This is a genomic window from Zhihengliuella flava (assembly GCF_015751895.1).
Taxonomy (GTDB): domain Bacteria; phylum Actinomycetota; class Actinomycetes; order Actinomycetales; family Micrococcaceae; genus Zhihengliuella; species Zhihengliuella flava.
Map to the genome: position 1 here is coordinate 2053494 of NZ_JADOTZ010000001.1, position 13126 is coordinate 2066619.

General features: G+C 68.2%; 11 protein-coding genes. 5 read left to right on the forward strand and 6 right to left on the reverse strand.

The window, feature by feature from the left end:
- Positions 1–60: 60 nt before the first annotated feature.
- The 4 genes from IW252_RS09525 to IW252_RS09540 all read right to left on the reverse strand — a co-directional run bounded on the left by IW252_RS09525 (position 61) and on the right by IW252_RS09540 (position 4432).
- Positions 61–1044, reverse strand: a complete 984-nt coding sequence (locus tag IW252_RS09525; RefSeq protein ID WP_196836339.1) for an intradiol ring-cleavage dioxygenase — start codon at positions 1042–1044, stop codon at positions 61–63.
- Positions 1045–1237: 193 nt separating this feature from the next.
- Positions 1238–2776 carry a tripartite tricarboxylate transporter permease gene (locus IW252_RS09530; RefSeq protein WP_196836340.1) on the reverse strand — a complete coding sequence of 513 codons (1539 nt, stop codon included), beginning with the start codon at positions 2774–2776 and terminating at the stop codon, positions 1238–1240.
- A gap of 1 nt (position 2777) precedes the next feature.
- Positions 2778–3452: a tripartite tricarboxylate transporter TctB family protein gene (locus IW252_RS09535; RefSeq protein WP_196836341.1), complete on the reverse strand. Its 675-nt coding sequence runs from the start codon at positions 3450–3452 to the stop codon at positions 2778–2780.
- On the reverse strand, positions 3449–4432 hold the full coding sequence (locus tag IW252_RS09540) for a Bug family tripartite tricarboxylate transporter substrate binding protein (protein WP_196836342.1): 984 nt from the start codon (positions 4430–4432) through the stop codon (positions 3449–3451). The genes IW252_RS09535 and IW252_RS09540 overlap by 4 nt, the downstream gene beginning before the upstream one ends.
- Before the next feature lie 159 nt (positions 4433–4591).
- Between IW252_RS09540 and IW252_RS09545 the strand changes: the two genes are divergently transcribed.
- The 3 genes from IW252_RS09545 to IW252_RS09555 all read left to right on the forward strand — a co-directional run bounded on the left by IW252_RS09545 (position 4592) and on the right by IW252_RS09555 (position 8808).
- The gene (locus IW252_RS09545; protein WP_196836343.1) at positions 4592–6295 is read left to right on the forward strand and encodes an ATP-binding protein; all 1704 of its coding nucleotides are present in this window, start codon (positions 4592–4594) and stop codon (positions 6293–6295) included.
- Positions 6292–6984: a response regulator gene (locus IW252_RS09550; protein WP_196836344.1), complete on the forward strand. Its 693-nt coding sequence runs from the start codon at positions 6292–6294 to the stop codon at positions 6982–6984. Before IW252_RS09545 ends, IW252_RS09550 begins: the two co-directional genes overlap by 4 nt.
- 147 nt (positions 6985–7131) lie before the next feature.
- Positions 7132–8808: a ribonuclease J gene (locus IW252_RS09555; RefSeq protein WP_196836345.1), complete on the forward strand. Its 1677-nt coding sequence runs from the start codon at positions 7132–7134 to the stop codon at positions 8806–8808.
- A gap of 78 nt (positions 8809–8886) precedes the next feature.
- On the opposite strand, the gene IW252_RS09560 is transcribed toward IW252_RS09555, so the two are convergent.
- Positions 8887–10179 carry an aspartate aminotransferase family protein gene (locus tag IW252_RS09560; protein WP_196836346.1) on the reverse strand — a complete coding sequence of 431 codons (1293 nt, stop codon included), beginning with the start codon at positions 10177–10179 and terminating at the stop codon, positions 8887–8889.
- Positions 10176–10796, reverse strand: coding sequence for a TetR/AcrR family transcriptional regulator (locus tag IW252_RS09565; RefSeq protein WP_196836347.1), 621 nt, complete (start codon positions 10794–10796; stop codon positions 10176–10178). The genes IW252_RS09560 and IW252_RS09565 overlap by 4 nt, the downstream gene beginning before the upstream one ends.
- Positions 10797–10933: 137 nt before the next feature.
- On the opposite strand from IW252_RS09565, the gene IW252_RS09570 reads away from it, so the two are divergent.
- On the forward strand, positions 10934–11932 hold the full coding sequence (locus IW252_RS09570) for a phosphotransferase enzyme family protein (protein ID WP_196836348.1): 999 nt from the start codon (positions 10934–10936) through the stop codon (positions 11930–11932).
- Between the two features lie 161 nt (positions 11933–12093).
- On the forward strand, positions 12094–13113 hold the full coding sequence (locus IW252_RS09575; RefSeq protein WP_196836349.1) for an iron-siderophore ABC transporter substrate-binding protein: 1020 nt from the start codon (positions 12094–12096) through the stop codon (positions 13111–13113).
- Positions 13114–13126: the final 13 nt, after the last annotated feature.

Below are 13126 nucleotides of genomic sequence, written 5' to 3' on the forward strand. Positions count from 1 at the left end.
CGCGGGGCGGTTCCGCCCGTGCCCCCACCCTAGCCAATCGGTGCACAGGCTCAACCGTGCCTAGTTGCCGGGCGCGCCCGACGGCGGCTCGCCGCCGCCCGGTCCGCCGCCTGGTCCTCCGCCACCGGGGGCACCGCCGCTGGCCATGCCGCCGCTCGGCTCGGTGGACGTGTCGATGGCCGCGGTCAGCGTGGCGCTATAGCCCGACTCCACATCACCGCTGACCGCGGCCATCTGCAAGGCGCCGCCGTCGTCCCCGAAGACTGTGTCGCTCGTCAGGGAGATGGCGGCCAAGTTTGCCACGGAGGACTCATAGCCGCTCGTGGCGTAGACGGCGGAGCTCGCATTCTGCGGCAGGGCCAGCTGGGAAATGGCGATCGCGTTCGCCGAATCCGTGATGGAGGATTGATCCGGATAGACCTCGAAGTGAATGTGCGGCCACCGCCCGCTGTAGCAGCCGGGGAAGACGGTGGTGAACCGGACGCGACCCTGCTCATCGGCAATCTGGACACCGCGCAGGAAGTTCTCGTCCTCGATGCCCTCCGTGTACATCGAGTATCGGCCCTGGTCATCGCAGTGCCAGGCGTAGACGGCCGCCCCGGCGAAGCCAGCGCCCCCATTGACCAAGTCGAGGATCGTCAGGTCCACGGTCAGCGGGATGCCCGTGGCGGTTCCCGAGGCGTCGCCGAAGCTGGAGGTGATGTCGCTGCGGACGATGCCGGACTCCTCGAGGACATCCGGCCCGTTGGAGCCGTCGCCGGGGTAGGGGCCGGCCGTCTCATCCGGGATCTCCTCGAGCCCGGACGCGGTGGCGGACGCCGTGGCGGAGGCGGACGCCGAACCCGAGGCCGAGGCGGACGAGCTCCCGCCAGCACCGCACGCCGAGAGCCTCAGCCCGGCCGCGCCCAGCCCTAACACGGACAGCATCTTGCGGCGCTCCAGGAGGGTGCCGACGTCGAACCCCAACCCTTGATCCTCGAGGTCCTCGTCGGGGCGGGCGAATCGGCGCGAGCCGACCCATTTGAATGACGGTTTGCCGTCCATGGCGGTCCTTTCGTGGAAGCGGTACAGCTCGAGCCTAGGCACGTGGTGTGTGCGGGGGATATGGCACGCCTATGGGCTGGCTGTGAAGCGCCTGCATCGGACCTCGGCACCGCCACGCGGCAGGCCCGCGCCGAGGCGAACCTCGGCGCGGGCCTGAAGTGCGGTCGCGACCCGCGCCAGCGGGCGGGCCGGTTTAGGAGGAAACGTCCTCGAGCACCCGGGCCTCGGTGCGGGTCCGACGGCGCTCGGCGGCGTGCTTGAGCCCGGCATAGACCAGGGCGACCGCCAGGAGGGCGTACATAATGATCGTGGCCGGAGAGCCGATCAGCGCGCCCACGTCCCCCTCGGAGATCGTCAGTGCATTGCGCAGGTTGGTCTCCGCTAGCGGTCCCAAGATGACCGCGATCAGCACCGGCGCTACCGGGAAGTTGTAGCGGCGCATGAAGAAGCCGAGGATGCCGATCGCCAGCAGGAACCACAGGTCGATGATCGAGGAACTCACGGCGTAGACGCCCAGCATGGACAGCACCGTGATGCCCGCGTACAGGTATTGACGGGGGATCAGCAGGAGCTTGGCCCACACGCCAGCGAACTGCATGTTGATGATCAGCAGGATGACCAAGCCGATGAAGAACGACGCCAAGAGGGTCCAGACGAGGTCGCCGGAGCGCTCGAAGAGCAGCGGACCGGGCTGCATGCCGTACTGCTGGAACGCGGCCATCATCAGCGCCGCCGTCGCCGAAATCGGCAGGCCCAGGGAGAGCAAGGCACCCATCGCCATGCCGGCGGTCGAATTGCCTGCGGCTTCCGGGGCGGCCACGCCGTTGATCGAACCGGTGGTGCCAAACTCCGTGTCCCCGCGGCGGGCGGCCAGGCGCTTCTCCGTGCCGTAGGCCAAGAACGTGGGGATCTCCGCACCGCCTGCCGGAATGACACCGAACGGCACACCGAAGGCGGTGCCGCGCAGCCACGCCGGCAGGGCCTTGCGGAAGTCCGCGCGGCTGAGCAGCACCCGGCCGCTCGCCGGGATGCGTGCCGCGTTCGGATCGCGGTGGATGCGGGAGGCCACGTGGAGCACTTCGCCGAGGGCCAGCAGCCCGACGGTGATGACAATGATGGAGAGGCCATCAAAGAGCTGCTGGGATCCCATGGTGAAACGCGAGGTACCCGACTGCCCGTCGATGCCGATCAAGGCCAGGACCAATCCGATGCCGAGTGCGTTGAGGCCCTTGATGATCGATTCGGACACCACCGAGGAGATGGCCACGAACGCGAAGACCGCCAGGGCGAAGTACTCGGCTGGGCCGAACGCGGTGGCCATCTTGACCAGATACGGGGCGAAGAAGACCACCAGCGTGGTGGCGATGAGGCCGCCGATGAAGGCGCCCATGGCCGCCGTCGCGAGGGCTCGCGCGGCCTGGCCGGACTTGGCCAGCCGGTGCCCCTCAAAGGTGGTGGCGATGGCCGATCCGGCGCCGGGGGTGTTCAACAGGATGCCGGCCGTCGAGTCGCCGAACATGCCGCCGAAGTAGATTCCGGCGAACATAATGAAGGCCGCCGTCGGGTCCAAACTGAAGGTGACCGGTAGCAGCAGGGCCACGGCCATGGAGGAGCCGAAGCCGGGCAGGACGCCGACGGCGGTGCCGAGCAGCGCGCCGATGAGCACCCACAGTAGGTTCGCGAGCGTGAAGGCGCCGGCGAAACCTTCCATTAAGAAGGACAGCTGTTCCATGTTAGAGCGCCCCCTCCAGGAAGCCGTTGGGCAACACGAGGCCCAGCCCCACGTTGAAGGCCAAGTACGTGATGGCGGAAAATGCCAGTGCCACGCCGACGTCGAACACGGGCCGCGCGCTGCCGAAGGCCTTGCAGATCACCCAGAACAGGCCGGCGGCCGCGATGATCCAGCCGAGTACCGGCAGCGTGAGGATGAAGACGGCGATTCCGCCGACGACCCAGGCGATGGTCTTCCAATCCGAGTAAGCGCGGATGCGGCCGCCGGTGCGGGGGCGCTGGCCGGGCTTGCCGAGGACCGTGGCGCGCTCCGTGTCGCCGATTTCGGCGAGCATGTCCACGGAAAAGTCGTGGCTCCGCGGGTCGGCGCCCTGCGGAAAGCGGCGAGTGCGCAGCACGGAGATCGCGTGCAGCACGCCGAGGACGTAGAGCAACACGTACACGATCGTCGGGAAGAACTGCGGCCCCGGGATCGTGTCCCCCATGACGTCCATGGTGACGGTGCCATAGGCCAGAGCGGTGGCCAGGGCCAGGATCAGTGCGGAGACGATCAGCTCGCTCCGGCCGGAGAAGAAGCCCGTGATCCGCACGGCCTCGGCATCCTGCAGGCGCTTGATGCGCTCGTCCTCCGCGCGGGCGGCATCCTCACGCGTCGTGAGGTCATTCTCAACGCTCACAGTCCCAGTCCTTCCACGAGTTCCTTGGTGGTGACAATCTCTTCGGCGAGGAAGGCCTCAAACTCTTCGCCGACCATGAAGCTGTCCGTCCAGTTGTTGCGCTCGACGGCGTCCTTCCAGTGGTCCGTGGCGTGGAACTCGGTGACGATGTCCACGAGTTCGGCCTTTTCCTCCTCCGTGATGCCGGGAGCGGCCACGTAGCCGCGCCAGTTGGCCATCGCCGCGTCGACGCCGGCCTCCTTGAAGGTGGGCACGTCGACGCCGGGGAGGCGCTCCTCCGAGGAAATGGCGAGGGCGCGCAGCGTGCCCTTCTCAATCTGGTCGGAGAGCTCGTTGTAGCCGGACACGGAGGCCGCGGTGGTGCCGGACATGACGGAGGTGATGGCCTCTCCGCCACCGGAATACGGAATGTAGTTCACGTCCTGCGGGTCGATGCCCACGTCCTCGGCCGCCATGCCCATGAGCAGGTGATCGATGCCGCCGAGGGAGCCGCCACCGATGGCGGTGCCGCCCGGATCCTGCTTCCAGGCGTCCACAAAGTCCTGCAGGGTCTCAAACTCAGAGTCGGCGGGCACCACGATCACCGAGTAGTCGTCGGAGAGCCGGGCGATGGGCTCCACGTCCTCCAGCGTGGTCTGCGAATTGGCCAGCTCGATGGCGCCAATCATGACGCCTCCGGTGACCATGAGCATGTCCGAGCGTCCTTCCATTTGGGCAAATTGCCCGAGCCCGATGGTGCCGCCGGCACCGGGCACGTTGACCACCTGGACGTTGTTACTGATGCCGTCCGATTTGATGGCCTGCAGGGCTTCGCGGGCGAAGCCGTCCCATCCGCCGCCGGGGGAGGCCGGGGCCATGAGGACCAGCTTGGACCGCGCCGTGGACTCTCCGCCGGCGCTGGCGGAGGCGATGAGCGCGGTAGCCGTCACGGCAGCAACGGCCACGCCCAAGACGATGCGCGTCGTTTTCTTCTGTGGCATGACTCTTCCGTAGGGTGTCTCGAATGATGGTGGAAGCCGGTGTGTGACCGGCTACGTCACCACCAAGATCGCATCAAAGTGATGCGCGCCACAGCGAAAATCCGGTTGCGGTCATACTGGTCACAAGAAAAACGCGCCGCTTGCCAGCAGAGGAGGGCCATGCCGCACCGCGAACCGCCGCTGCGCCACCGCCTGCGCACCCGGCTGGCGAGCCTGCAGGTGGGGATCGTGTTGGTGCTGGTCCTCGGCGTGGCCGCCGTCGTCATGGCGTTCGAGGATCAGCGGATCCAAGACGCCGCCTATGACCGGGCGCGCACCGTGGCCCTCGAGGTCGCGGACGAGCCGGACGTGATCGAGGCGCTGAACACGTCCCGCGCCGTGGACACCATTGCGCCGTTGGCCCGGCTGGCCCAAGAGTCCTCCGGCGTCGATTACGTCGTCGTCGTGGGTCTGGACGATATCCGCGTGGCCCACCCGGACGAGGATCGAATCGGCGAGCCGGTCTCCACGGACCACTCGCTGATTCGCGAAGGCGAATCCTTCCGCGGCGTCGAGCGCGGCACGCTCGGGGTGACGTTGCGCGTGAAGGAGCCGATTTACGACGGCGAGACGGTCGTGGGCACCATTTCGGTCGGCATCCTGCAGTCGAAGGTGCGCGCCAACCTGGCGGGGGTGGTTTGGTCCTTTGCCCCGTGGGTCATCGGTGCGGCCACCGCGGGGACGTTGCTGAGCCTCGCCGTCGCGCGGTCCATTCGCCGCCGGATCTATGGTGTCGAGCCAGATGAGGTGGCTGCGCTGCTGCAGTCGCAGAACGCGCTGCTGTATTCGGTGCGCGACGGCGTGGTGGGCGTGGACTCGGGCGGCACCATCTCGCTGCTCAACGCGGAGGCCAAGCGGCTCCTCGGCGTGGGCGATGAGGCCCTCGGTGCCCCCGCAAGTCAGGTTCTGACTCCCTTGCTCGGTGCGGAGACGGTGGCCCCCGCCAGCGACCGCGCGGGCGGCGAGGGCGCGGCCGAGCTCGGTCCCGCGACCCAGGTGTTGGTGGGGGAGCGGGTCCTCGTGGTCCAGCGCCGCGCGGCCGGTGCCGCCGCGGAGGACGCACCCGGTGGCCACGGCTCGGCGGGTTACACGTTGACGCTGCAGGACCGCACGGAGGTGGAGGCCACGCTGCGCGAGCTGGCGGGACAGCGCTCCCTCGCCGACGCGCTGCGGTCCCAAACGCACGAGTTTTCCAATCGCCTGCACGTGCTCTCCGGGTATCTCTCAGTCGGCGCCGTGGATGAGGCCGCCGCCTATGTGCGTCGAATCGCCCCGGCCGTGCAGCCGGACCTAAGCGGATCGACGGGCAGCACGGCGGGTTCCGGCGTCGTCTCCGAGCCGGCCTTGGCCGGCATCTTGGCGGCCAACGCGGCGGTCGCGCGGGAAGCTGGTGTGGAATTCGAAGTCGATCCCGGATCGGCGACGCCGCGCGGCTGGGAGGCCGACGACGACGCTGCGACCGTGCTGGCTAACCTGATCACCAACGCGCTGGAGGCCGCTGGCGACGGCGGCCGGGTGCGCGTGCTGGTTCGCGTGACGGACGGGGCGTACCACGTCCGCGTTGAGGATTCCGGGCCCGGGGTGGCGCCCGAGTACGCTGAACACATCTTTGAGCGCGGCGTGAGCACCAAGGCCGGTAGCGAGCCGCGAGGCATCGGGCTCGCGCTCGTGGCGCGCATCGTTGAACGCCGGGGCGGCACGGTGCAGGTCGGCCGGGCGGACCGCGAGCCAGCGGGGCGCGCAACCGCGCTCGCAACCACGACCCCGCTCGGCGGGGCTCGCTTTGACATTCAGTGGCCGCTGACGGAGGAAGGCACCCGATGAGCGCGGAGATCCGCACGCTGATCGTCGACGATGACGTGGACGTCGTGCGCATGCACGAACTCTTGGTGCGCTCCCTCGACGGGTTCGAGGTGGCCGGCACGGCCCCGCGGATCGCGGAGGCGGCGCGGGCCCTGGAGGCCGGTGGAGTCGATCTCGTCCTGCTGGACGTGCACCTGCCGGACGGCAGCGGCGTCGATTTGCTCACCCAGCTCCGCGCCCGCTTCCCCCACGTGGGCGTCATCATGATCACGGCCGCGGCGGAGGCGGACACGGTCCGCGCGGCCATCGGGCGAGGAGTCGACGGGTACCTCGTCAAGCCGTTTACCGTCGACGATTTCCGACGCCGGCTGGTTGCCTTCCGCGCCGAACGCGCCCAGCGCCCGGACCGCCTTTCCCAGGACGCCATCGACGCGCTGATCAGCGGCACGGGACCGGCTCCCCGGACCGGGCCGCTGCCGGCAGCCGCCGCGCTGCCGAAGGGTTTCGCGCAACCGACGTATGACCTCGTGGCCGCGGCCGTGCGGGAGGCTCGCGAGGACGTCTCCGCCACCCACATCGCCTCAACGTGCGGGATCTCCCGGGTCAGCGCGCGGCGCTACTTGGACCTGTTGGAACGCCGCGGCGTCGTCGAGCTGCGCCCCAAGTACGGCTCGGCTGGCCGGCCGGAGCACCGCTACCGTTGGATCTAGCCTGGCGGTATCAGCCGTGCGGAGCACGGGCGCCCCACGCCGATTTTGGGCGCGCTGATAAGCTGGGAACAGACTTTCCGCGTCGACTGACGCGCGTAGATGGCGAGGAACTCGCCGGCATTCACTGAAAATCCAATAAAGGATGAGATGACAAAACGTCACACCCGTAAAACCCCGCCCCCACTGAAGAAGGGCGCGCTGCGCTGGGTCGCACTCGGCGGTCTCGGCGAAATCGGCCGCAACATGATGGTCTTCGAGTACGGCGGCAAGCTGCTGATCGTGGACTGCGGCGTCCTGTTCCCGGAGGACGAGCACCCCGGCGTGGACCTGATCCTGCCGGACTTCAGCTACCTGCGTGGCCGCTGGAAGGACGTCGTCGGGCTGGTGCTCACGCATGGGCACGAGGACCACATCGGCGGTGTCCCGTACCTGCTGAAGGAACACCGCGAGATCCCGATCTACTCGGCCAAGCTGACTCTCGCGTTTGTGAAGTCCAAGCTGACCGAGCACCGGATCAACAACGCCAAGCTCAATCAGGTCAAGGAAGGGGACAAGCGCAAGCTCGGCCCGTTCGACCTCGAGTTCCTGGCCGTGAACCACTCCATCCCGGACGGGCTGGCCGTGTCCATCAAAACCCCGGCGGGCTCCGCCCTGGCCACGGGCGACTTCAAGATGGACCAGTTCCCGCTGGACCGCCGCATCACCGACTTGGCCGGCTTTGCGCGGCTGGGTGAGGAAGGCGTGGACCTGTTCCTGCCGGACTCCACCAACGCCGAGGTCCCCGGCTTCATGGCGGCAGAGGCGGACCTGGTGCCCGCCATCGACACCGTGATCCGCACGGCCCCGCGCCGCGTCATCGTCTCCTCCTTCGCCTCCCACGTGCACCGCATCCAGCAGGTGATCGACGTGGCCCACAAGTACGGCCGCAAGGTGGCCTTCCTGGGCCGCTCCATGGTGCGCAACATGGGCCTGGCCAAGGAACTGGGCTACCTGAACATTCCTAAGGGCGTGTTGGTGGACTTCAAGGAAGTCGACAAGATGCCGCCGAAGAAGGTCGTCGTCATCTGCACCGGCTCTCAGGGTGAGCCGATGGCCGCGCTGGCGCGCATGGCCAACCAGGATCACGTCATCGACCTCGTGGAAAATGACACGGTGCTACTGGCGTCCTCGCTGGTCCCGGGTAACGAGACCTCGATCTACCGCCTGATCAATGACCTGACCAAGCTCGGCGCCAACGTGGTGCACAAGGGCAACGCCAAGGTTCACGTCTCCGGCCACGCCTCCGCCGGCGAGCTGGTGTACTGCTACAACCTGGTGCGGCCCAAGAACGTGGTCCCGGTCCACGGCGAGCACCGCCACCTGAAGGCCAATGCTGAGCTGGCCGTCCGCACGGGTGTCGAGCCGCGCAACGCGCTGGTCATCGAGGACGGCGTGACCGTTGACCTGGAAAACGGCGTGGCCCGGGTTTCCGGTTCGGTCCCCGCGTCCTACGTCTACGTGGAGAACAACGTCGCCGGCGCGGCCACGGACGAGGAGCTCGCCCACCGCGTGCGCTTGGCCGAGGACGGCGCCGTGACGGTGCTGGCCATCGTGGACCCGGAGACGGGCGAGATGGAGGACGAGCCGGAGTTCTTCCCGGTGGGCTTCGACCTGACGGATGCCCAGATCGACAAGGCGATCGGCATCGTCGAAAAGGCCATCGCCCGGCTGGACGAGAAGACCGGCCCGGAGGCGGAGAAGCAGATCGCCAAGGCGCTGGTGCGCTGGGCGGACCGCGCGATTCGCCGCCGCCCGCACTTCACGGTCATCACGGTGGACGCCTAAAGGGCCCCACTCGCCTGAGCATGCACGACGGCGCCCGTCCCGGGTTCGGGGCGGGCGCCGTCGTCGCTGGTGGGTGCGTTAGGCCGCGGGCTCGAGAGCGCTGAGGCAGGCGGCGAGACGATCGAGCAGAAGCTCTGCCTCGGCGCGTTCCAGCACCATCGGGGGGCGCATCTTCAACACGTTGTCCTCGCGGCCAATCTTGCTGATCAGCACGCCGGCCTCCCGCATCCGTTCGGTGAGGGCGCGGGCGGCCTCGGGAGCGGCGGAGCCGTCGGGGCGGACGAGGGTGAGCCCGAAGAAGAGCCCCTGACCACGCACGGAGGCGACCGCTGGATATTCACGCGCCAGCTGTTCCAGCCGCGCGGCGATGAACTCCCCGTTCTGGCGGGCCCGCGGCCGCAACTGTTCCGCGTCCATGACGCGCAGGACGGCGTGCGCGGCCGCCGAGGAGACCGGGCTGCCGGCAAAGGTATTGAAGTACATGTTGCGGCGGCCGAATTCGTCCAGCAGTTCGGCGGTGGTGACCACGCCGCCGACCGGATGCCCGTTGCCCATGGGCTTGCCGAGGGTGACCAGCTCCGGGGAGAGGTCAAAGAGCTCGTGCCCCCACATGACGTCCCCCAGGCGGCCGAAGCCGGATTGGACCTCATCGGCGACGACCAGCCCGCCCGCGGCCCGGACCCGAGCGGCAAGCCCCTCGACGTAACCCTGCGGCGGGCGGAGGAGTCCCTCGGTGGAAAAGAGGGGGTCGAAGAGCACGGCTGAGAGGCCGTGCCCGGCCGCTTGCAGGGACGCGATGGCCTGATCGGCTTCCTGCAAGGCGCTCGCGCACAACACCGAGGCCTCGGCGTCGGTGAGGCCGGCGGCGTCGGGAATGCGCAGGGCGCGCACGTGGTCGCCGAGGGGCTCGGCCACCGTGAGCCCGGTGGTGAGCTGTGCCAGCGAGGTGGTGTTGCCGTGATAGCTGAAATCGGAGACGAGGACCCCGGTGTGTCCGGTGTGCTGGCGCGCGACGCGCAGGGCCAGCTCGTTGGCCTCGGATCCGCTGTTGACGAGGAAAAGCCGGTCCAGGGGGTCGGCAAAGGTCTCCAGTAGCGCCTCGGCGTAGTCGACGACGACGTGGTTCAGGTACCGCGTGTGCAGGTTGAGCGTGCGCAGTTGCCGGTTCACCGCGTCCGCGACCGCGGGGTGGGCGTGGCCGACGTGGGGGACGTTGTTATACGCGTCGAGGTACGTGCGCCCGGTGGCGTCGGTGAGCCAGACGCCCTCTCCGCGCACCAATTCGAGAGGCTCACGGTAAAAGAGCGGGGAGTGTTCGCCCAAGGTGGCGTAGCGGCGGGTGAGCAGGTCTGCGGTGGAGTGGGGGCTCATGCTGGTCCTTGAGGTCGGTGGCCGGGGGTGCTCGCCAGTCCGCTGACCAGGCAGCGGATGGCGTCCACCTGGGCCGGCACGGTGTGCGGGTGGGTCGCGGTGCGCGCCGCGGAGGCGCGTAGTGCTCCGGAGACGGCGGTGGTCAGGGCATCGAGGTCTGCCCCGGTGGGCAGGTCGGTGGCTGCGAGATCTTCCCGGATCAGGGACTCGAAGGCGGCCGACGTCCCGCCCGTGACGTCCGCTAGGACGGGGAGGGCATCCGCCGTCGTCTTCCCGTAGAAGCGCCCCGAGGCGGTGGCCGTGCGTTCCACGAGCGCCCGGGCGAGCGCCGCAATGCGGTCCGGGGCGCCCGACTCCTGCTCGCGCAACGCGCGCCCCGCCTCCTCGACTTCCTCCGCGACCCGGAGATAGACGGCGCGTACGATCTCCTCGCGTCCGCCGGGGAAGTGCGCGTAGAGCGTGCCGCGGGCGAGTCCGGCGCGGCGGCTGAGCTCTTCGAGGGCCGTCGCGGCGTACCCGCCGTCGCTCAAGGCCTCTGCGGCGGCGTCCAGGATGTCGCTCCGGGTCCGGACGCGATTGCGCTCGCGTAGCGGCAGGCGACGGGTCTCGGCGGTCATGGTGCTCCTGAATCGGGGACGGCGGTGGTCTCAGCATAAGCCGAATCCTCCAAAAATTGAACAGTAATGTTCAGTTGACTTACTTGATGTTCAAGTTTAGGTTAGGGGTGATCTGCGGCACACCAGCAAGGATGACCATGAAATTGCCAGAGGCTACCGAACTCGTCGAACGCACCCTGGGCCGCTACGGCCTCGAGGGGCAGGGGCGGCTTGAGCTCGTCAAGTACCGGGAAAACTACGTCTTCAAGCTGACGTGCCCCACTGCCGCGTTCGCGGTCAGGGTGCACCGGCTGGGGTATCGTAATGCGGCCCAGATCCGCACGGAGATGGCCTACTTGCATGCACTGGCCGAGCGCGGCCTGCCCGTTCCGCGGGTGGTGCCTACGCGGGAGGGTGAGTTGCTCTGTGCGGCGTCATGGCAGGGGGAGACCGTCTACGTGGACGTCCTGGACTGGGTGGAGGGAGCTATGCCGCTGGGCGACATCGCGCAGGGCTTGGATGGAGCCAGTGCGCTCACGCCGGAGGAGTTCGAATCTCTCGGGGTGCGGCTGGGCCAGTTACACGGTGCCTTGATGGAGTTAGGGAGGTTGCCGGGCTTTGAGCGGCCCGCGTGGGATGCGGCGGGCCTCGTGGGGCCGGCGCCGGTCTGGGGAGACCCGCGGCGCGTGCCGGGACTTTCGCCCGCGGATGAGGCAACGTTGAGCCGTGCTCTGGCGGTCCTCGTGGAGGACCTCGACGCCCTGCCGCGCGGCTCGGAACACTTTGGCGTGATCCACGCTGACCTGACCCCGGAAAACGTGCTGATTTCTGAATCCCGCATGACCCTGATCGACTTCGACGACTTCGGTGAGGGGTGGCACCTCTTCGACCTGGCCACGGTCCTGTTCTTTTATGTGCCTCACCCGCGTTACGAGCAGTATCGGGCGGCCCTCTTTGACGGGTATGCGCAGGCGCGCCCCCTCCCGCCCGGGTTTGCGGACGGCTGGGAAGCGCTGTTGTTGGCGCGCGCGCTGACCTACCTTGGCTGGGCCGGTCAGCGCGCGGGGGACCCGGAGGCTGACTTCATCGCCAACGCCGTGGCTCCCGGCGTCGTCGCGATGGCCCGCGACTACCTCAAGCACCGTGCCGTGCGGTAGCTGCGGGCCCTGATCGGCGGTGCGGTGTGGCGTGCGCCACCACCGCGACCTCGGGTGAAGCACCCAGTTGGCGTTCAGCGTCGGCGTCTCGTATCTTGGTGAGGCACACCTAACCTATTTCCGTAATGCGCGGCGATCGAATTTGCCGCCGAGAGGGATCGATGACTCACCCGCACCCCCGTTTTAAGCTCCTCGGCGCGCTCGCTGCTGCCACCGCCGTCGTTGCTTTGTCCGCCTGCTCCGGCGAGGCGGCCTCCACTGAATCCTCCGCCGAGTCCGCGGAGACGGTGACCATTGAACACGCCTTCGGCGAGACCGAAATCGAGGGCACCCCGGAACGCGTGGCCACGGTGGCCTGGGCGAACCACGAGGTGCCGCTGGCCCTCGGCGTCGTGCCCGTCGGCATGGCCGCCGCCAACTTCGGCGACGACGACGGCGACGGCGTGCTGCCGTGGGTCGAAGAGAAGCTGGAAGAGCTCGGCGCAGAGACCCCGGTGCTGTTCGATGAGGGCGATGGGATCGACTTCGAGGCCGTGGCGGATACGAACCCGGACGTCATCCTCGCCGCCTATTCCGGCCTGGATCAGCAGGCCTATGACACCCTCAGCGAGATCGCGCCCGTGGTGGCGTTTCCCGAGACCGCGTGGGGCACCAACTGGCGGGACATGATCACCTTTAACTCCCTGGGCATGGGGATGGCCGAGGAAGGCGAGCAGCTGATCGCCGATATCGAGGCAGAGATCGACACCAAGGTCTCCGAATACCCGGAGCTGGAGGGTAAGTCGGCCATGTTCCTGACCCACGTCGACGAGTCGGACCTCTCCACCGTGAGCTACTACTCCACCTTGGATCCGCGCGTGCAGTTCTTCGATGACCTCGGCATGGGCTCGCCCGAGTCCGTGGTTCAGGCCAGCGAAGAGAACGGCACCTTCTCCGTGGAGCAGTCTGCCGAGACCGCGGACGAGTTCGCCGACGCGGAACTGATCGTCACCTACGGCGGCCCGGAGCTGCTGGAGGCCCTCAAGGCGGATCCGATCCTGTCCCAGATGCCGGCCGTGGAGAACGACGCCGTGGTGCGCCTGGGCAGCGACCCGTTGGGCACCGCAGCGAACCCCACACCGCTGGCCATCAGCTGGGTGCTGGACGACTACCTGAAGCTCCTCGCTGACGCCGCCGAATAACGGAGCGAGTGAC

Excerpts from the sequence above, each read along its gene's own strand:
- IW252_RS09560 (WP_196836346.1), bottom strand. The coding sequence starts at position 10,179 with ATGAGCCCCCACTCCACCGCAGACCTGCTCACCCGCCGCTACGCCACC.
- IW252_RS09550 (WP_196836344.1), top strand. The coding sequence starts at position 6,292 with ATGAGCGCGGAGATCCGCACGCTGATCGTCGACGATGACGTGGACGTC.
- IW252_RS09570 (WP_196836348.1), top strand. The coding sequence starts at position 10,934 with ATGAAATTGCCAGAGGCTACCGAACTCGTCGAACGCACCCTGGGCCGC.
- IW252_RS09575 (WP_196836349.1), top strand. The coding sequence starts at position 12,094 with ATGACTCACCCGCACCCCCGTTTTAAGCTCCTCGGCGCGCTCGCTGCT.
- IW252_RS09540 (WP_196836342.1), bottom strand. The coding sequence starts at position 4,432 with ATGCCACAGAAGAAAACGACGCGCATCGTCTTGGGCGTGGCCGTTGCT.
- IW252_RS09525 (WP_196836339.1), bottom strand. The coding sequence starts at position 1,044 with ATGGACGGCAAACCGTCATTCAAATGGGTCGGCTCGCGCCGATTCGCC.
- IW252_RS09565 (WP_196836347.1), bottom strand. The coding sequence starts at position 10,796 with ATGACCGCCGAGACCCGTCGCCTGCCGCTACGCGAGCGCAATCGCGTC.
- IW252_RS09545 (WP_196836343.1), top strand. The coding sequence starts at position 4,592 with ATGCCGCACCGCGAACCGCCGCTGCGCCACCGCCTGCGCACCCGGCTG.
- IW252_RS09555 (WP_196836345.1), top strand. The coding sequence starts at position 7,132 with ATGACAAAACGTCACACCCGTAAAACCCCGCCCCCACTGAAGAAGGGC.
- IW252_RS09530 (WP_196836340.1), bottom strand. The coding sequence starts at position 2,776 with ATGGAACAGCTGTCCTTCTTAATGGAAGGTTTCGCCGGCGCCTTCACG.